At 69.3% G+C, this 17583-nt stretch carries 19 protein-coding genes and 1 tRNA gene; 15 read left to right on the plus strand and 5 right to left on the minus strand.

Annotated features, from left to right (window positions below; genetic code table 11):
- The first annotated feature begins 20 nt into the window (after window positions 1-20).
- Window positions 21-476: a DUF1178 family protein gene (locus tag JOE48_RS22680; protein WP_210033049.1), complete on the plus strand. Its 456-nt coding sequence runs from the start codon at window positions 21-23 to the stop codon at window positions 474-476.
- A gap of 89 nt (window positions 477-565) precedes the next feature.
- Here JOE48_RS22680 and JOE48_RS22685 read toward each other — a convergent pair whose 3' ends face one another.
- Window positions 566-1054: a disulfide bond formation protein B gene (locus JOE48_RS22685; protein ID WP_210033050.1), complete on the minus strand. Its 489-nt coding sequence runs from the start codon at window positions 1052-1054 to the stop codon at window positions 566-568.
- Window positions 1055-1056: 2 nt separating this feature from the next.
- Window positions 1057-1638 (minus strand): YqaA family protein, encoded by a 582-nt coding sequence (locus JOE48_RS22690; protein ID WP_210033051.1) that lies wholly within the window; start codon window positions 1636-1638, stop codon window positions 1057-1059.
- A 126-nt stretch (window positions 1639-1764) separates the two neighbouring features.
- Here JOE48_RS22690 and JOE48_RS22695 point away from each other — a divergent pair.
- The 5 genes from JOE48_RS22695 (at window position 1765) to JOE48_RS22715 (ending at window position 4565) form a co-directional block, all read left to right on the plus strand.
- Window positions 1765-1849, plus strand: a tRNA-Leu gene (locus tag JOE48_RS22695).
- Window positions 1850-1997: 148 nt separating this feature from the next.
- On the plus strand, window positions 1998-2939 hold the full coding sequence (locus tag JOE48_RS22700) for an NAD(P)-binding protein (RefSeq protein WP_312893348.1): 942 nt from the start codon (window positions 1998-2000) through the stop codon (window positions 2937-2939).
- Window positions 2936-3856 (plus strand): histone deacetylase, encoded by a 921-nt coding sequence (locus JOE48_RS22705; RefSeq protein ID WP_210033052.1) that lies wholly within the window; start codon window positions 2936-2938, stop codon window positions 3854-3856. The genes JOE48_RS22700 and JOE48_RS22705 overlap by 4 nt, the downstream gene beginning before the upstream one ends.
- Window positions 3857-4002: 146 nt before the next feature.
- Complete coding sequence (locus JOE48_RS22710; protein WP_210033053.1) at window positions 4003-4176, plus strand: hypothetical protein; 174 nt, start codon at window positions 4003-4005, stop codon at window positions 4174-4176.
- 146 nt (window positions 4177-4322) lie between these two features.
- A complete protein-coding gene (locus JOE48_RS22715; RefSeq protein WP_210033054.1) occupies window positions 4323-4565 on the plus strand; it encodes a hypothetical protein in 243 nt (80 codons plus the stop codon).
- A gap of 15 nt (window positions 4566-4580) precedes the next feature.
- Here the strand turns inward: JOE48_RS22715 and JOE48_RS22720 are convergent, their stop codons facing one another.
- The 3 genes from JOE48_RS22720 to JOE48_RS22730 all read right to left on the minus strand — a co-directional run bounded on the left by JOE48_RS22720 (window position 4581) and on the right by JOE48_RS22730 (window position 7355).
- Window positions 4581-5747, minus strand: a complete 1167-nt coding sequence (locus JOE48_RS22720) for an alanine racemase (protein WP_210033056.1) — start codon at window positions 5745-5747, stop codon at window positions 4581-4583.
- 97 nt (window positions 5748-5844) lie between these two features.
- Entirely contained in the window at window positions 5845-6480 is a 636-nt protein-coding gene (locus JOE48_RS22725; RefSeq protein ID WP_210033057.1) for a 2-dehydro-3-deoxy-6-phosphogalactonate aldolase, read from the minus strand.
- Entirely contained in the window at window positions 6477-7355 is an 879-nt protein-coding gene (locus JOE48_RS22730; protein ID WP_210033058.1) for a 2-dehydro-3-deoxygalactonokinase, read from the minus strand. Before JOE48_RS22730 ends, JOE48_RS22725 begins: the two co-directional genes overlap by 4 nt.
- A 200-nt stretch (window positions 7356-7555) precedes the next feature.
- Here JOE48_RS22730 and JOE48_RS22735 point away from each other — a divergent pair, with 200 nt between their 5' ends.
- The 9 genes from JOE48_RS22735 (at window position 7556) to JOE48_RS22775 (ending at window position 17582) form a co-directional block, all read left to right on the plus strand.
- Window positions 7556-8314, plus strand: coding sequence for an ABC transporter ATP-binding protein (locus tag JOE48_RS22735; RefSeq protein ID WP_210033059.1), 759 nt, complete (start codon window positions 7556-7558; stop codon window positions 8312-8314).
- On the plus strand, window positions 8307-9050 hold the full coding sequence (locus JOE48_RS22740; protein ID WP_210033060.1) for an ABC transporter ATP-binding protein: 744 nt from the start codon (window positions 8307-8309) through the stop codon (window positions 9048-9050). Before JOE48_RS22735 ends, JOE48_RS22740 begins: the two co-directional genes overlap by 8 nt.
- A 294-nt stretch (window positions 9051-9344) precedes the next feature.
- Window positions 9345-10562 (plus strand): ABC transporter substrate-binding protein, encoded by a 1218-nt coding sequence (locus JOE48_RS22745; protein ID WP_210033061.1) that lies wholly within the window; start codon window positions 9345-9347, stop codon window positions 10560-10562.
- 28 nt (window positions 10563-10590) lie between these two features.
- Window positions 10591-11478 (plus strand): branched-chain amino acid ABC transporter permease, encoded by an 888-nt coding sequence (locus JOE48_RS22750; RefSeq protein WP_210033062.1) that lies wholly within the window; start codon window positions 10591-10593, stop codon window positions 11476-11478.
- 22 nt (window positions 11479-11500) lie between these two features.
- A complete protein-coding gene (locus JOE48_RS22755) occupies window positions 11501-12487 on the plus strand; it encodes a branched-chain amino acid ABC transporter permease (protein WP_210033063.1) in 987 nt (328 codons plus the stop codon).
- A 150-nt stretch (window positions 12488-12637) separates the two neighbouring features.
- Window positions 12638-12994 (plus strand): hypothetical protein, encoded by a 357-nt coding sequence (locus JOE48_RS22760; RefSeq protein WP_210033067.1) that lies wholly within the window; start codon window positions 12638-12640, stop codon window positions 12992-12994.
- Window positions 12995-13056: 62 nt separating this feature from the next.
- A complete protein-coding gene (mutL, locus tag JOE48_RS22765; RefSeq protein ID WP_210033069.1) occupies window positions 13057-15018 on the plus strand; it encodes a DNA mismatch repair endonuclease MutL in 1962 nt (653 codons plus the stop codon).
- A gap of 163 nt (window positions 15019-15181) precedes the next feature.
- Window positions 15182-16387, plus strand: coding sequence for an acyl-CoA dehydrogenase family protein (locus tag JOE48_RS22770; protein ID WP_210033071.1), 1206 nt, complete (start codon window positions 15182-15184; stop codon window positions 16385-16387).
- Between the two features lie 16 nt (window positions 16388-16403).
- Window positions 16404-17582, plus strand: coding sequence for an acetyl-CoA C-acyltransferase family protein (locus tag JOE48_RS22775; protein ID WP_210033077.1), 1179 nt, complete (start codon window positions 16404-16406; stop codon window positions 17580-17582).
- The last annotated feature ends 1 nt before the right edge of the window (window position 17583 follow it).

Below are 17583 nucleotides of genomic sequence, written 5' to 3' on the forward strand. Positions count from 1 at the left end.
ACAGAACAGCAAGCAAGAGAATGATCCGGTACAGTCTCGTCTGCGAGGCCGGGCACGGCTTCGAGAGCTGGTTCCCGTCCTCGGATTCCTACGACGAACAGGTCGCCCGCGGGCTCGTGACGTGCCCGGTCTGCGACAGCGCCAAGGTCGCCAAGGCGCTGATGGTGCCGCGTGTCGCCCGCACCGATCGCGAGCGTTCGTCTGCGGTTGTACCGGCGCCGTCGGACCCATCCGTGACTGTGATCGCGGAGCCGGAACGACAGGTGCGAGCCATGCTGCGGGCGCTGCGCGAACATGTCGTGGCCCATTCGGAACATGTGGGTGCGCGCTTCCCCGAGGAAGCCCGCAAGATCCACTACGGTGAGGCGGAAGGCCGCTCAATCTACGGCGAGGCGAGCCCCGCAGAGGCCCGCGCGCTTCTCGAAGAGGGCATCGAGGTGGCCGCGATTCCCATCCTGCCGGACGACCGAAACTGAACCCGCGCGGCCTGTACCGGGGTGGCGGTCGAGGCCCCACTCAGGCGCAGGCCCGTCCGGATCTCATCCCGAGTGCGTCGGGCATCCCATCAGGGGCGCGCAGCCGCGGTGCCGGCGAGGGAGGCGAGCGCGAAGGAGACGAGCGCGTTCCAGCCGGCCAGGGAGATCCCGAGCACCCGGAGCGCGGCGACGGAGCAATCGACGACCTTCGTTGATCCCAGCGCGTTGAGGAAGTCGCCGACCTGATTGGGGTTGGCGCCAGTGCCGCCGCCGCAATCGGACGGTCCCGGCCAAAACCCCCACTCGGCGCCGGCGTGATAGACCCCGACACCCGCACCGTAGAGGAGGCCGAGGGCGGCAAGACCGAGAGCGATCCGGCCGACCCGTTCTGGTGCCAGCAGGGCGACGAGCCCGAGTGGCAGCGCTGCGTAGAAGGGCAGACGCTCGGTCAGGCAGAGCTTGCACGGCGCGTAACCGTACCCGTACTGCAGCACCAGGACGACCCCCACAGTGATGGCGGAGAAGATCGCGACCCACAGGCCAGCCGTCTTCAAACGGAGTGCTGCCGCCGTGTTCATCGTTACAGAATCACTTTGAAGAGGAGGAAGCCGAGGACGATGACGGCGACGGAAATCGCCGCCACCGCATTGAGATGCCGATCCAGGACGCCCCGGATCTGGACGCCGTAGCGTCCGAGCAATCCGGCCAGGATGAAGAACCGCGCGCCGCGGGTCACGATCGACAGCACCGTGAACCAGAACAGGCTGTAATGGGCGAAGCCCGAGGTGATCGTGACGAGCTTGTACGGGATCGGCGTCAGTCCCTTCAGCAGGATCACCCAATGGCCGTAACGGGCGTACGAGTCTTGGAACGTCGCGGCTGAGTTCTGCAGACCGTAGAGGCGGATCAGCCACTCGCCGAGGGAATCGAACAGCAGCGCGCCGATCGCGTAGCCGACGAGGCCCCCGAGAACGGACGCGATCGTGGCGATGGTCGCGTAGAACCAGACCCGGTCCGGACGACTGACCGCCATCGGCACCAGCATGGCGTCGGGCGGGACCGGGAAGAACGAACTTTCGGCGAATGCCACGGCGCCGAGCGCGTAGGGCGCGGAGGGCCGGCTGCTGAGGGCCAGGATCCACGCGTAGAGCCGGCGGAGCATTCAACATCCTGGATGGGAAGACCGGTGGTCCTTTGAGCATAGGTGCCCGCTCTTGGCCAGATCGGCCGCAGGCCCGAAAAACACACTTGGCCCGCGCGGCCGGTTCGTGCGAAGAGCGCCGGGCGCGCGGGTATGGCGGAATTGGTAGACGCGGGCGACTCAAAATCGCCAGCCGAAAGGCGTGGGGGTTCGATTCCCTCTACCCGCACCATCCGCCTCTGTGATCGGGATAGGTCTGCGGCAGGCCTCCTTGTCGGTGCGGCGCATCCATCCAGACTTTTATCCTGACTTTGCTCGCGATCCTCCTACTTCCTGATGCGCGCGCCTGAGCGGGCCGACCTGGGAAGTGGATCGAGGGTGTGAAGAAGCGCCGAACCGTCGCGATCCTCGGGGCCGGCATGGCCGGCGCCAGCGCCGCCCGGGTGCTCGCCGATGCCGGCCTGCCGGTCCAGGTCTTCGACAAGGGGCGGGCGGTCGGCGGCCGCATGGCGACCCGCCGCAGCGCGTCCCTGCAGTTCGACCACGGTGCCCAGTTCATGCGGGCGCACGGATCCGCCTTCGCGGCGCGCCTTGCGGCGTGGGAGCGGCGGGGGATCGTCGCCCCCTGGGCGGGGGCAGGGCGCCGGGTCGGCGTCCCCGACATGACCGCGCCGGTTCGCGATCTCTTGGGCGACCTCTCCGTACACAGTGCCACCACGATCACGCGGATCCGACGGGACGACGGGGCTTGGTATCTCGAAGACGCTGCGGCTGCGGTGCACGGCCCGTTCGGTGCGGTGGCGATCACCTTTCCGGCGCCGCAGAGCGCTGCGCTGCTCGACGGATCCGGATACGCGCTCCCCGATGTCGGGCGGGCCGCCTTCGCGCCCTGCTGGTCGGTGATGGTGGCCGCCGAGGGCGCGTCGACCGGCGACCTGATCGAGCCGCACGAGGATCCGATCCGCCTTATCGCCCTCGACGCGTCGAAGCCGGGTCGCCCTGAAGGCGTTCGCCTCACGATACACGCGACGGCCGCGTGGTCGCGTCGCCATCTGGAGGAGCCGCGCGCGTCGATCACCGGCAGCCTTCTCGAAGCTGCAGAGCGGCATCTTCGCGTTTCGCTCCGGCCGATTTATGCGGAAGCGCATCGCTGGCGCTACGCACAGGTTGAGACCGCCCTCGGCGTGGCCAGCCTGTACGACGCGGCTCTCGGTCTCGGCGCGGCCGGCGACTGGTGCCTCGGCGCGCGGATCGAAGCCGCCTACGACAGCGGAGCGGCGCTGGCCCGGACGATCGTGGCCGACCTGAACGGGGCCGCATGATCCCCCCGATCGCGTTCCATCCGGCCTACGAGGCGAGCCTGCCGGCCGGGCACCGCTTCCCGATGCGCAAATACGGCCTGCTGGCCGAAACGCTGATCGCCAAAGGACTCGCGCCGCTCGGTTTCGTGACACCGGAACTGGCCACCGCCGATATCCTCGTCCGCGCGCACGATCGCAGCTACGTGGAGGCGGTTCTGACCGGCTCTGTTTCGCGGGAGGTTGAGCGGGCGATCGGCCTGCCGGTCGATCCGGCCGTTGTCCGGCGCTCGCGCGCGTCCGTGGGCGGGACCCTGCTGGCGGCGCGCCTGGCGCTGTCGGAGGGCCTGGCCGGGAGCGCCGCCGGCGGCAGCCATCATGCCCGGCGACAGCAGGGCGCCGGCTTCTGCGTGCTGAATGACGTCGCGGTCGCGGCCCGCACGCTTCAGGCCGAAGGCTTGATCCGGCGTGCCCTCGTGGTCGACCTCGATGTCCATCAGGGCGACGGCACCGCGGATTGCCTCGCCCTATGTCCGGAGCTGTTCACGCTCTCGATCCACTGCGAGAACAACTACCCCGCCCAGAAGATTGCCGGCGATCTCGATATCGGTCTGCCGGACCGGCTCGATGATGCCGGCTACCTCGATGTCCTGCAAACGCGCCTGCCGCCGCTGCTCGATGCGATCGCTCCGGATCTCGTCTTCTACAATGCCGGTGTCGATCCCCACCGGGATGACCGTCTCGGGCGGCTCTCCCTCTCCGACGCGGGCCTGCTGACCCGCGACCGCTTCGTCGTCGCGCAGGCTCGCGCCCGCGGCATTCCGATCGTGGCGGTGATCGGCGGCGGATACACGTCGGACGTGGAAGCGCTGGCCCGAAGGCACGCCCTGGTCTTCGAGGCCCTGGCGGCTGAGGCCGCGACGCGCCCACCCCACAGGTGAGGCCTGGATGCATCAGGTCGGGCCCGACATCGTCCACCCGTGACTCCGGAAAGGTTTTGGGAAGGGCTGCGCCAGAGGATGGCGGCACCGCGGACCTGCGAAGGGGATCCGCGGCATTCACGCAGTGACGCCCCTGAGGTTTGGCCATGCTTGCGCGGGTCTGGGACGTGGTGAAGGCGACGCTCGCCGTGTCGGCCCTGATCGCCGCCGCACTCGTGTCTGCCGACAAGCTCGACCGACAGCGCACGGCGCCAGTGCTCGGCGCGGCGGTGGTCGAGCCCGCTATCACCGGAGCGATCGCGCCCGCCGGGCGCCCGTGAGCCTGAAGCTCGCCCGCAGGCGCACCGAAGCTCTGCGCCAGGGTGGACGTCGGTTCGACGGTAACCTCGGCGGTTACCGGCGTTCTGGCCCGGCTCCCCGACCTGCGCGCATGCGCCGGCCGCTTCGCTCGTGAGGATGCGGCTCGATGAAATCCGCCACCTTCGCATTGCTGGCCGTCGCCGCCGGAGCGGTGCCGGCGCTTGCGGAGACGTCGGCCGAGCGCGCCGCATGCACACCCGAGGTTCTGCGCCTGTGCGCCGCGCAGATGCCGAATGCCGGGGCGATCACGGCCTGTCTGCGTGAGCGCCGCGCCACCCTCGGCCCCGGATGCCGAACCGTCATGGCGGAATCCGCCGCTCCGGTGCGGTCCGTGACAGCCCGCCGTTGAGCGCGCGTCGCCGCTTCACCAACCGTTGATGCGCGGCCAGACCTCGCCGGTGGCCTCGCCGCCGCGGATCACGTGGTAGCGGTCGTGCTGGGCCCCGGTCGCGCAGGCATGGTTCGGCAGGATCCGCAGGCGCGTGCCAATCGGCAGGTCCGGCAGCGCAGCGGACGAGCCCTTTCGCAGGGCCAGGATGCCGTGCTCCTGATTGGCGTCCTGCACGATCAGATCCGGATAGGGCTGACCGGCCCGATCACAGGCGAGACCGTAGCCCTGGTCGACTGCCTGGCGCGCCGTGCCCCGATCCCGCGAGAGCGCCATCCAGCCGGCATCCGTGATGATCCAGCCCTTATCGCGCTGGTGCCCGATCACCGTGGTGAGGATCGTGAGGGCGATGTCGTCCACCGTGCAGGATCCGACGCCGGCCTGGAACAGGTCGCCGATCATGAACACGCCGGCGCGCACCTCCGTGACGCCGTTCAGGGTCCCGGCGTAGCGGGCCGTCGGAGTCGAGCCGACGCTGACGATCGGGCAGGGCAGACCGGCTTCGCGAAGGATCGCGGCGGCCGCGACGGCGGCTCTGCGCTCGGCCTCCGCAGCGGCACGCAGCGCGGCGGGGTCGCTCAGCCCGTAGCTGTCGCCCGCGTGGAGCAGGACGCCGCGCAAGGCTGCGCCGTCGGACAGCGCACGGCCAATGGCGATGAGCGTGTCGGCGTCCTGCGGCGCGACGCCGGAGCGGTGACCGTCGGCGTCAACCTCGATCAGCACCGGCAGGGCGTCCCGGTTCTGCCGGCTCCACGCCGCCGCCGCTTCCGCCTGCGCGACGGAATCGAGGATGATCGCAAGGTCCGTGTTCCAGCGTCGGCGGATCGAACCGACCCGATCGAGCTTGTGCGGCGCAATCCCGACCGCGTAGATCATGTCGCGGACCCCGCCCTCGGCGAAATACTCGGCTTCCCGCAGGGTCGAGACGGTGGCTGGCCCTCCGGGACTCGGCATGGCGACGCGCGCGACGTCGAGGGATTTGGCCGTCTTGAGATGCGGACGCAGGGTGACCTGCATCGCATCGAGATGCCGGCGCATCCGGTCGATATTGGCGTGCAGCTTGTCGGCGTCGAGGACGAGGCAGGGCGTGTCGAGACCGCCGAGCCCGTCGCGCTCCGTACCTGTCCCGCTCTTACCGATCATCGACCCGCTCCTATCCTCGCTGACGCAGCAGCCTGATAGGCTGCCCAGGATCCGGGTAAAAGCCGGGATCCGGACGGGAGCGGGTGGCGCCGGTCACTCAGCCGGAGTGCCGGCTGGCCGCGACGAAGGCGGCCGCATCACGGGCGACGTCGGCCGCCGCCTTTCCAGGGCGGTAGAGGTTCGATCCGAGGCCGAAACCGTCGGCGCCGGCCTGACGCCAGCCGGCGATGCTGTCGAGCGTGACACCGCCGACCGCGAGAACGCGCGTGTCCGCCGGAAGCACCGCCCGGTGCGCCTTCAGCGCAGCGGGTGTGGCGACGTCCGCCGGGAAAAGCTTGAGCGCCGTCGCGCCGGCCGCCAGCGCCGCGAAGGCTTCTGTCGGCGTCTGATAGCCCGGCAGCGCGATGAGCCCCGCCCCGACCGTCGCGCCGATGACGGCGGCATCGGTATTGGGTGAGACCACCAGGGTCCCACCGGCGTCGGCGACCGCCCCAACCTGAGCCGGTGTCAGGACCGTGCCGGCGCCGACGAGGGCGCGTCCGGCCAGCCTTTCTGCAAGAAGCGTGATGCTCCGCAGCGGCTCGGGCGAGTTCAGCGGAACCTCGATGAGCGTGAACCCGGCCTCGACCAGCGCGTCGCCCACGTCCGGCGCCGCATCGGGCGTCAGACCGCGCAGGATGGCGACGAGCGGGCAGGCGGAGAAGGCGGTCTCGAACCGATCGCGGATGGTCATGCCCGCAAACTCCAGATGGCGTGAATACCGGCGGTCGTAGACCCGTCCGGCACGAGCACCGGCGTTCCGCCAGCCTCCGTGATGGCGACGGCGTAGAGCGCGCTCAGAGCCCCGCTGCCGACCACGTGGACCGAGCGGCGGGCGAGATCCTCCCGGGTGCCGATATCGGCGCCGATCAGGATCCCGCTCGCATAGGCCGCGGCGTCATCGGGCGCCAGCCGGCCGAGCAGGACGCCGGCCCTGACTTCGAACAGGGTGGCGGCGACGTTGTGCGAGGCGATCCCGCGGCGCAGCCCCCTCCGGAAGGGTGCGCCGTCCGCGACCGGGCCGTCGAGCATCCCGGCCAGCACGCCCTGGCCGCGAAGAAGCGCGTATATCTCGCCGGTCATGACCGTGGTGAAGTCGGTGATCGCGCCGTCCACGGTCTCGATCCACTTGTTGTTTGTGCCGGGCTGGCAGAACAACGCGGTCGGCGGTGCCGCGCCGGCACGGATCGCGCCCAGGATCTGTATCTCTTCGCCCCGCATCACGTCCGGCCGCTTGCCGTTGCGGAGGGCGATGCCGGGGACGATGTGCACGCCTGGGGCGGCCTCGGTACAGGCATCCGCGAGCCGGTCCAGCGTCGCCGGAGCGGAGACATAGGGGGCCTCGAGCCAGCCGCGGTTGGAGCCCACCATCCCGACGGCGAGCACCGGATAGGCACCCAGACGCTCCCGCAGAGCCGCGATCTCGGCCGGATACGCGCCGGGTTTCAGCGCCAGAACGCCGCGGTCGTCGTGCAGGCTGTCCAGCACCACACCCGCACGCGTCATCGCGTAGGCGCGACGGTTCGTCGTGCCCCAATCGATGGCGATGTAGGCCGCGCGATCGGCCATCCGGACCTCCCAGTCGCTATTTGTCTGAGTTAATCGCGGGTTTGCCGACGGTCAAGCGGTGCATCCGGGCCGTCGGCCGTGCGGGCATTTGAATATCACTCCCGGGGGATTGTCGCGCTGCATCGAGCGTTTGCGATGGACTGGCCCTATCGGCATCGGCGATATGGCGGGCAAGAATTCATACCCCGGGAGGGAGACGCTTGGCACAGGACGTGATCCTGGCGACAGATGGCCTGACGATGGAATTCAAGGGATTCCGGGCCGTCAACGGCGTTGCCTTGCAGGTCGAGCGCGGGACGATCCACGCGCTGATCGGGCCGAACGGCGCCGGCAAGACCACCTGCTTCAACCTTCTGACGAAGTTCCTCATCCCCACGGCCGGGACGATCCGCTTCAAGGGCCGCGACATCACCGGCATGAAGGCAGCCGATGTCGCGCGGCTCGGGCTGGTGCGCTCCTTCCAGATCTCGGCGGTGTTTCCGCACCTGACGGTCATGGAGAACGTGCGCATCGCACTCCAGCGGCGGCTGCGGGGCGATTCGTTCGACTTCTGGAGACCCGAGCGGGTTCTGCGGGGTCTCAACGGCGAGGCGCTGGCGCTGGTGGAGGCCGTCGGGCTCTCCGACCTGTCCGACGTGTTGGCGGTGGAACTGTCCTACGGCCGCAAGCGCGCGCTGGAGATCGCCACGACGCTCGCCCTCGATCCCGAGATGCTGCTCCTCGACGAGCCGATGGCCGGCATGGGCCACGAGGATGTCGAGCGGACGGCGCAGCTGATCCGCCGGGTGTCGAAGGACCGGACCATCCTGATGGTCGAACACAACCTCTCGGTGGTGGCGTCGCTGTCGGACCGCATCACCGTCCTGGCCCGCGGCCAAGTGCTGGCCGAAGGTGATTACGCCACCGTCTCCAAGGATCCGCGCGTGGTCGAAGCGTATATCGGGGCTGGACATGCCTGAGGCGGCCCTGAAGACTTCAGCTCCGGCGGCCGCAACCGGCGCGCTTCTCACCGTCCGCGGCCTGGAGGGCTGGTACGGCGAGAGCCACGTGCTCCACGGCATCGATATCGACGTCCGGGCCGGCGAGGTGATCACCCTCCTCGGCCGCAACGGCGCCGGCAAGACGACGACGCTCCGGGCGATCATCGGCATCCTCGGCCGGCGCTCCGGGTCCATCGTCTACGATGGCGTCGAGACCATCCGGATGGCATCGCGCAACATCGCCCGGCTCGGGCTCGGCTACGTGCCGGAGGAGCGCGGCATCTTCGCGAGCCTCACGGTCCACGAGAACCTGATGCTGCCGCCGCGGGTGAAGCCGGGGGGCATGTCGGTGGCGGAGATCCACACGCTGTTCCCGAACCTGAAGGAGCGTGCCGGCAGCCAGGGCACGAAGCTGTCCGGCGGCGAGCAGCAGATGCTGGCGATCGGCCGGATCCTGCGCACCGGCGCCAAGCTGATCCTGCTCGACGAGCCGACAGAAGGTCTCGCGCCGGTCATCGTCCAGCAGATCGGCCGCACCATCCAGCAATTGAAGTCTCAAGGCTACACCATCGTTCTGGTGGAGCAGAACTTCCGCTTCGCCCAGACGCTGGCGGACCGGCATTTCGTGATCGAGCAGGGCCGGGTGGTCGACATGATCCCCAATGCCGAGCTTGACGCCAATATCGACAAGCTTCACGCCTATCTCGGCGTCTGACAACATGGCTGGGATCGGTCCAAGCAACGGATCTTGGCAGATGAAGGCGCCGTCGTTCCGGGGCTCGCCGCAAGCGAGGGCCCGGAATCCAGAGACACCGCGGGTTCGGCACGTCGCGCTCCGGTTCAGCCTCATGGCGGATCTGGATTTCGAGTTCCGCTGCGCGGCCCCGGAGTGACGGCGGCGGTCTTCAATTCAGAAGAACGACGACGTTAGACAATACTATCACTCCCCGTCAGTCCGAATACCGGGTGGGCGTGAGTGGGTGGGTTAAGATCAAGGATGGAAACGAACATGTTCGGACGTATCGCCCGGCCCGCGACCCTCGCCGCCCTCGCCGGCGCCCTGATGATGGGCACCGCCGCCGCGCAGACGAACGTCAAGATCGGCATCCTTGGCGACCGCTCGGGTGCCTATTCGGACATCAGCGGCGAAGGCTCGGTGGTCGCCGCCAAGCTCGCCGTCGAAGATTTCAAGCCGGAGCAGCACGGCCTCAAGGTCGAGATCGTCTCGGCCGATCATCAGAACAAGCCGGATGTCGGGGCCGCCATCGCCCGGCAATGGTACGACCGCGACGCCGTCGACATGATCACCGACGGCGTGACCTCCTCGGTGGCGCTTGCCATCAGCCAGGTCACCAAGGAGAAGAACAAAGTCTTCATCGACACCGGCGCCGGCACCGCCGACCTCACCGGCCCGCAATGCACGCCGAACACGATCCACTGGGTCTACGACACGGTGGCGCTGGCCAACGGCACCGGCGGCGCCATGGTGAAGCGCGGCGGCACCACGTGGTTCTTCCTCACCGCCGACTACGTCTTCGGGCAGACCCTCCAGCGCGACACCAGCGCGGTCATCACCAAGAACGGCGGCAAGGTCGTGGGCTCGGTGAAGACGCCGTTCCCGACCTCGGATTTCTCGTCGTTCCTGCTGCAGGCCCAAGGGTCGGGCGCCAAGGTGATCGGGCTGGCCAATGCCGGCACCGACACGATCAACTCGATCAAGCAGGCGGGCGAGTTCGGCATCACCGAGGGCGGCCAGGCGCTCGCCGGTCTCCTGGTCTTCTCCTCGGACGTGCATTCCCTCGGCACCAAGGTCGCCCAGGGGCTGGTGCTGACCGAGCCGTTCTACTGGGACCTGAACGACCAGACCCGCGCCTTCTCGGATCGGTTCGCCAAGCAGATGAAGGGCGGCTCGAAGCCGACCGCCAACCATGCCGGCGTCTACTCGGACGTGCTCCACTACCTGAAGGCGGTGGCCGAATTGAAGTCGACGGCTGACGGCGCCGCTACGGTCGCCAAGATGAAGTCGATGCCGACCGACGACCCGCTGTTCGGCAAGGGCACGATTCGCGCCGACGGCCGCAAGATCCACGACATGTACCTGTTCGAGGTCAAGAAGCCCGCCGAATCGAAGGGCGAGTGGGACCTCTACAAGAAGCTGGAGACCATCCCGGGCGATCAGGTCTTCCGGCCGCTCAACGAGGGCAACTGCCCCCTCGTGAAGGGCTGAGCATGCGATCGGGGCGCGGAGAACGGCCATGACGACGATCTTCGGTGTGCCGACGCAGGCCCTGTTCGGGCAATTGCTGCTCGGCCTGATCAACGGCTCGTTCTACGCGATCCTGTCGCTGGGGCTGGCGATCATCTTCGGGCTCCTGAACATCATCAACTTCGCCCACGGCGCGCTCTACATGATGGGCGCGTTCGTGGCCTGGATGCTGCTGACCTATGTCGGGCTCGGCTATTGGTGGGCGCTGGGCCTCGCGCCGCTGGTGGTGGGCGCGTTCGGAATCGTGCTGGAGCAGGTGCTGATCGCCCGGCTCTACAAGCTCGATCACCTCTACGGCCTGCTGCTGACCTTCGGGTTGGCGCTGATCATCCAGGGCCTGTTCCGCAACCAGTACGGCGTCTCGGGACTGCCCTACGCGATTCCGGCCGAGCTGTCCGGCGGCCAGCGCCTGCCGTTCATGTTCCTGCCGAACTACCGGGCCTGGGTGGTCGTGGCGTCGCTCACCGTCTGCATCGCCACGTGGCTCGTGATCGAGAAGACCAAGCTCGGCGCCTACCTGCGCGCCGCCACCGAGAACCCGACCCTGGTCCAGGCCTTCGGGGTGAACGTGCCGCTTTTCTTGACGCTGACCTACGGCTTCGGCGTGGCGCTCGCGGGCTTCGCCGGGGTGCTGGCCGCACCGATCTACTCGGTGAACCCCAACATGGGCGCCGACATCATCATCGTCGTCTTCGCCGTCGTGGTGATCGGCGGCATGGGCTCGATCATCGGCTCGGTGATCACCGGCTTCGCCCTTGGCCTGGTCGAGGGACTGACCAAGGTGTTCTATCCGGAAGCCTCGGCCACCGTGATCTTCGTCATCATGGTGCTGGTGCTGCTCGTCAAACCTGCCGGCCTGTTCGGGCGCACGGCCTGACCGCGAACTGAGGCATCCCCCAATGGCCGACACCGCCGCCATCGACGCCGCCCCGATCGCCGCCGCTTTGCCGACGAGCCGGGATGACAAGGCGCTTCATCGCCTGATCTTCGTCGGCATCGCCGTCCTGCTGATCGTGGCGCCGCTGATCCTCTATCCCGTCTACCTGATGAAGGTGTTGTGCTTCGCGCTGTTCGCGCTCGCCTTCAACCTGCTCCTCGGATACGGCGGCCTGCTCTCGTTCGGCCACGCCGCCTATTTCGGCATGGCAAGCTATCTCTGCGCCTACACGGCCAAGCATCTCGGCTTCACGCCGGAGGTTGCGATCCTCGCCGGCACGGCGACGGCGGCCTTGCTGGGGCTGGTCTTCGGCGCGCTGGCGATCCGCCGGCAGGGCATCTATTTCTCGATGATCACCCTGGCGCTCGCCCAGATGGCGTACTTCTTCGCGCTGCAGGCGAAGTTCACCGGCGGTGAGGACGGCATCCAGGCGGTGCCGCGCGGTGCGCTGTTCGGGGTGATCAGCCTCGCGGACGACCGGGCAATGTACGCGGTCGTCGCCGTGATCTTCCTGGCCGGGATGCTGCTGATCTATCGGATTATCCACTCGCCCTTCGGGCAGGTGCTGAAGGCGATCCGCGACAACGAGCCGAGGGCGATCTCGCTCGGCTACCGGGCCAGCCAGTACAAGCTCGCGGTGTTCGTGCTCTCGGCGACACTGGCGGGGCTCGCCGGCTCCACCAAGGCGATCGTCTTCCAGCTCGCCTCGCTGACCGACGTCCATTGGGCGATGTCGGGCGAGGTGGTGCTGATGACGCTGGTCGGCGGGATGGGCACGGTGTTCGGGCCGATCGTCGGCGCGCTGGTGATCGTCACGATGGAGACCTACCTCGCCCAGTTCGGGGCCTGGGTGACGATCATCCAGGGCTGCGTCTTCGTCCTCTGCGTGCTGCTGTTCCGCGAGGGGATCGTCGGCCTGATCGCACGCATGATCCGCAGACCGCTCTGACAGCGGGTCTGCAGTTGCGGATCCGGGCTGCGCCGCGCAACGCGTTGGAGCAGCCCGTGCCGTCAGAGGATTATGCCGACCGCCATTCCTGGTCACCCTTCGTTAACCAAGAACGTTCAACCTGAAGTTCCAGAACGGTCAGGTTCCGACATGACGAAGGCCCCCGCGCTCAGCATTGACGATCCCGCCAACGATTGCCCCGTCTCGCCCGAAACGGTGGGCCGACTGATTCAGTCCGATGCCGAGGGCGCCACCTATCTGCTCGAAGGCATCCCGGAGACCACCCGGGCGCGGCTGGCCGTCTGGCTCTACGGCCGCAGCCACACGCACGAGATCGGGGTCCGGGTCGCGGCGACCTGCGACGGCACGACCCTGCGGCGCGCGGCCGGGCTCGTCGGCAACGTCCTCTACGATTTGTCCCGCCGGCCCTACGCGGCACCCAGCCACGGAACGCGGACCGGCAGCGCCGGCCGGATCTCTCTGGGCGGAGCCAAGCGGCGCGCCTGAGCGCCGGACCTCTGCCGGCGCCCGATTGGTTCGGGGCCGCCCAGGGCTTATCGTGGCGACAGATGTCCAAGACCTCCGCCGCGCCGCCCGTCCGCCGCCTCGATCCCGTGCTCGTCGACCGCATCGCGGCCGGCGAGGTCGTGGAGCGCCCGGCTTCGGCCGTGAAGGAGCTCGTCGAGAACGCCATCGATGCCGGAGCGCGAGCCATCGAGGTCACGGTCGAGGCCGGCGGCCGGCGGCTGATCCGCGTCGTCGATGACGGGATCGGCATGACGCCGGCCGACCTCGACCTCGCGGTCGAGCGCCACGCCACCTCCAAGCTGCCCGGAGGCGATCTCACGGCGATCGACACGCTGGGATTTCGCGGCGAGGCCTTGCCGTCGATCGGCGCGGTGTCGCGGCTCGCCATCGTCAGCCGGACCCCGGACGCCGAGGCGGGGGCGAGCCTCACCGTGGAAGCCGGCCTGAAGGGACCGGTGCGCCCGGCGGCGGCGCAGCGCGGCACGCGGATCGAGGTGACCGAGCTGTTCGCCGCGACGCCGGCCCGGCTCAAGTTCCTGAAATCCGACCGCGCCGAGAACGCGGCCATCGCCGAGATCCTGCGCCGGCTCGCCGTTACGCAAGCGGGGATCCGTTTCACCCTGCGCGCCGATGCCGGGCAGCCGCTGGTTCTCCCGGCAGAGAGCGGGCCGGAGGCGGAACTGCGCCGGCTCGCTGCGGTGCTGGGACCGGATTTCGCCGCCAATGCCCTGCCGGCGTCTCTCGGCCGCGAGGGCTTCGCGGTGACCGGCCATGTCGGGCTGCCGACCTACCACCGGGCTGCGGCGACCCACATCCACCTCACGGTCAACGGCCGCCCGGTGCGCGACCGTCTGCTGCTCGGGGCGGTGCGCGGCGCCTACGCCGACACGCTGGCCTCCGACCGGCACCCGGTGCTCGGCCTCACGATCACGTGCGATCCGGAGCTCGTCGACGTCAACGTCCACCCGGCCAAGACGGAGGTGCGGTTCCGAGAGCCCGGCCTCGTGCGCGCCCTGGTGGTGAGCGCCATCCACGACGCCTTGCGCCGGGGCGGCGCCCGTTCGGCCACGACCGGTGCCGCCCGGACCCTCGATGCCCTGCGGCCGGCCGGGCCACCGCTCGCGACCCATACGGGGATTGCCGCGCCGAGCCTGTTCCAACCCGCGCGCCCGAGCCCGTTTGCGGCCGGTACGCCGTCGGTCGGGGCGCCTCCGGGTTACGGCAGGTCGGACGCCTGGCGGCCCGCCCCCGCGACGCGCGCGCCGGATCCGGCCTTCGTCCTGTCGGACGCGCCCGGTTTCGCCGAGGCGGCCCAGGCTCCGTTCGCGGGGCCGGAGATCGAGGCCCCGCCCCATGCGGATGTCCGGTCCTTCTCCGAGGCTGCGGAAGCCGTCGACCACCCCCTCGGCGCGGCACGCGCTCAGATCCACGAGACCTACATCCTCGCTCAGACCCGCGACGGCCTCGTGATCGTCGACCAGCACGCCGCGCATGAGCGGCTCGTGTACGAGCGGATGAAGGCCGAGCGGGCGCAGGGCGGAATCGCCCGTCAGGGATTGCTGATCCCCGACGTGGTCGAGATGAGTCCGGAGGAAGCGGAGCGGCTCGTCGCGGCCGCGCCGGATCTCGACCGGCTCGGGCTCGCGATCGAGGCCTTCGGCCCTGGCGCCGTGCTGGTGCGCGAGGTACCGGCGGCGCTGATCGGCGCCTCGGTGCGCGACCTCGTCACCGACATCCTCGACGCGCTGGAGGCGAGCGGCGACGAGGAGGGCGGCGCGCCGGCCACGGAGGGCGGTCCGCTCGGGCGGCGTCTCGACGCCGTCCTGTCGCGGATGAGCTGCCACGGCTCGATCCGCGCCGGGCGGCGCCTCCGCCCGGAGGAGATGAATGCCCTGCTCCGCGAGATGGAGGCGACGCCCAATTCCGGTCAGTGCAATCACGGGCGCCCGACATCGATCGAGCTGAAGCTCTCCGACATCGAGCGGCTGTTCGGCCGACGCTGAGCACCGCCGCGGACCGCATGGGCGCCGAACAGCCGCGGCACTTCGTTTCGCCGGGCGGTTGCCTGACCGGGTCTCGATCGTGGAGAGAACGGACGAGAGCGGGTGTGCCCGGCCCGGTGGGCGGCCCCCGACCGCGCACGGGCATCCGTCGGAGGCCGCGACCATGGATTTCACCATCGCTCCACGCGTCGAGGCGTATCGCGCCCGGATCGCCGACTTCGTGGATACCCACATCGTGCCGCTCGAATCCGAGCCGGCGGCCTATGACGGGCACGGCAACATCAGCCTCGCCGAGCTGGCGCGGCTGCGCGGCCTCGCGCGCGAGCAGGGCCTGTGGTGCCTCCAGCTGAAGCCCGAGACCGGCGGCGCCGGGCTCGACAAGGTGGGCATGGCGGTCTGCTACGAGGCGATGAACCGCTCGATCTTCGGGCCGGTCGTGTTCAACTCGGCCGCGCCGGACGACGGCAACATGATGGTGCTCGAGAAGGTCGCGACTTCCGCCCAGAAGGAACGCTGGCTGGCGCCGATCGTGGACGGACGGGTCCGGTCGGCCTTCGCCATGACCGAGCCGCATCCCGGCGGCGGCTCGGATCCCGGCATGATCCAGACCCGCGCCGAGCGCCGCGGCGACACCTACGTGGTCGCCGGCCGCAAGTGGTACATCACCGGCGCCGAGGAGGCCGACCACTTCATCCTGATGGCGCGCACCTCGGACGACGCGCGCAAGGGCTTGACCGCCTTCCTGTTCCACAAGGACCAGCCCGGTTGGCGAATCCTGCGCCGCATCCCGATCATGGGGCCGGAGGAGCATGGCGGCCATTGCGAGCTGCTGTTCGAGGGGCTGGAGATTCCGGCCGAGAACGTCCTGATGAACGAGGGCGACGGCCTGAAGCTCACGCAGATCCGCCTCGGCCCGGCGCGGCTGACCCACTGCATGCGCTGGCTCGGCCTGTCCAAGCGCTGCGTCGAGATCGCCCGGGCCTACGCGGCCGAGCGCCACGGCTTCGGCATCCGCCTGGCCGACCGCGAGAGCATCCAGCTCATGCTGGGCGACCTCGCCATGCGGATCGAGATCGGCCGTCTGCTTGTGATGAAGGCTGCCTGGGCGCTCGACCAGGGCAGCTTCGCCCGCAAGGAAGTCTCGATGGCCAAGGTCCACGTGGCCAACCTGCTCCACGCGGCCGCCGACGTTGCGATCCAGATCAACGGCGCCCGGGGCTACTCCACCGACACGCCGCTCGAATGGATCTACCGCTACGCCCGGCAGGCGCGGCTGGTGGACGGGGCCGACGAGGTCCACAAGATGGTACTCAACCGGAACCTGGACGCCGAGGGCGACGCCTTCTGGTCGTGGCCGGTGGGCGCGTAAGCGAGAGATGACGAGCATGACCGACGTCGTGATCACAGGCGCGGTGCGGACCGCGATCGGCACTTTCGGGGGCGCGCTGGCGGCGATCCCGCCGTCGGACCTCGCGGCCCAGTGCATCGCGGAGGCGCTGCGCCGGTCCGGCACGCGACCCGAGGCTGTGGGGCACGTCGTCCTCGGCAACGTGATCCCGACAGAGCCGCGGGACGCCTACATCGCCCGCGTCGCAGCCATGGAGGGCGGCCTCCCCAAGGAGGTGCCGGCCATGACGGTCAACCGGCTCTGCGGCAGCGGCCTCCAGGCGATCGTCTCGGCGGCGCAGTCCATCCTGCTCGGCGACGCCGACACGGCAGTGGCCGGGGGCACCGAGAGCATGAGCCGTTCGCCGCATCTCCTGAAGAACGGGCGAACCGGCCAGCGCATGGGCGACGCCGTACTCGTCGATTATATGCTCGGTGCTTTGAGCGACCCGTTCGGCAACGGCCATATGGGCGTGACCGCCGAGAACATCGCGGAGCGCTACGGCATCCCCCGCGAGACGCAGGACGATTTCGCCGCCGAGAGCCAGGCTCGGGCCGCCCGGGCGATCCGGGAGGGACGGTTCCGCGAGCAGATCCTGCCCGTCGAGATCCAGCGCAGGCGCGAGACGGTGGCGTTCGATACCGACGAGCACCCGAAATCCACGCGCGCCGAGGATCTCGCCAAGCTGCGCCCGGCCTTCTCCAAGACCGGCAGCGTCACGGCCGGCAACGCCTCGGGCCTCAATGACGGCGCCGCCGCCCTCGTGCTGTCGAGCGCCACCAAGGCGGAGCGCGACGGCCGCACGCCGCTCGCCCGCATCGTCGGCTACGCCCATGCCGGCGTCGATCCGTCCGAGATGGGCATGGGCCCGGTTCCGGCCGTGCGACGGCTGCTCAAGCGCACGGGCCTGCGCGCGGCGGATTTCGACGTCATCGAGTCGAACGAGGCCTTCGCGTCCCAGGCCTGCGCGGTGTCCCGCGAACTCGATCTCGATCCCGCCAAGGTCAATCCGAACGGCGGCGCCATCGCGCTGGGCCATCCGATCGGCGCCACCGGCGCGATCATCACCGTGAAGGCACTCTACGAGCTGGCTCGCAGCGGCGGGCGTTATGGGCTGGTGACCATGTGCATCGGTGGCGGCCAGGGGATCGCTCTGGCCGTCGAGCGGCTGCACTGAG

Source organism: Methylobacterium sp. PvR107, assembly GCF_017833295.1.
GTDB lineage: Bacteria > Pseudomonadota > Alphaproteobacteria > Rhizobiales > Beijerinckiaceae > Methylobacterium.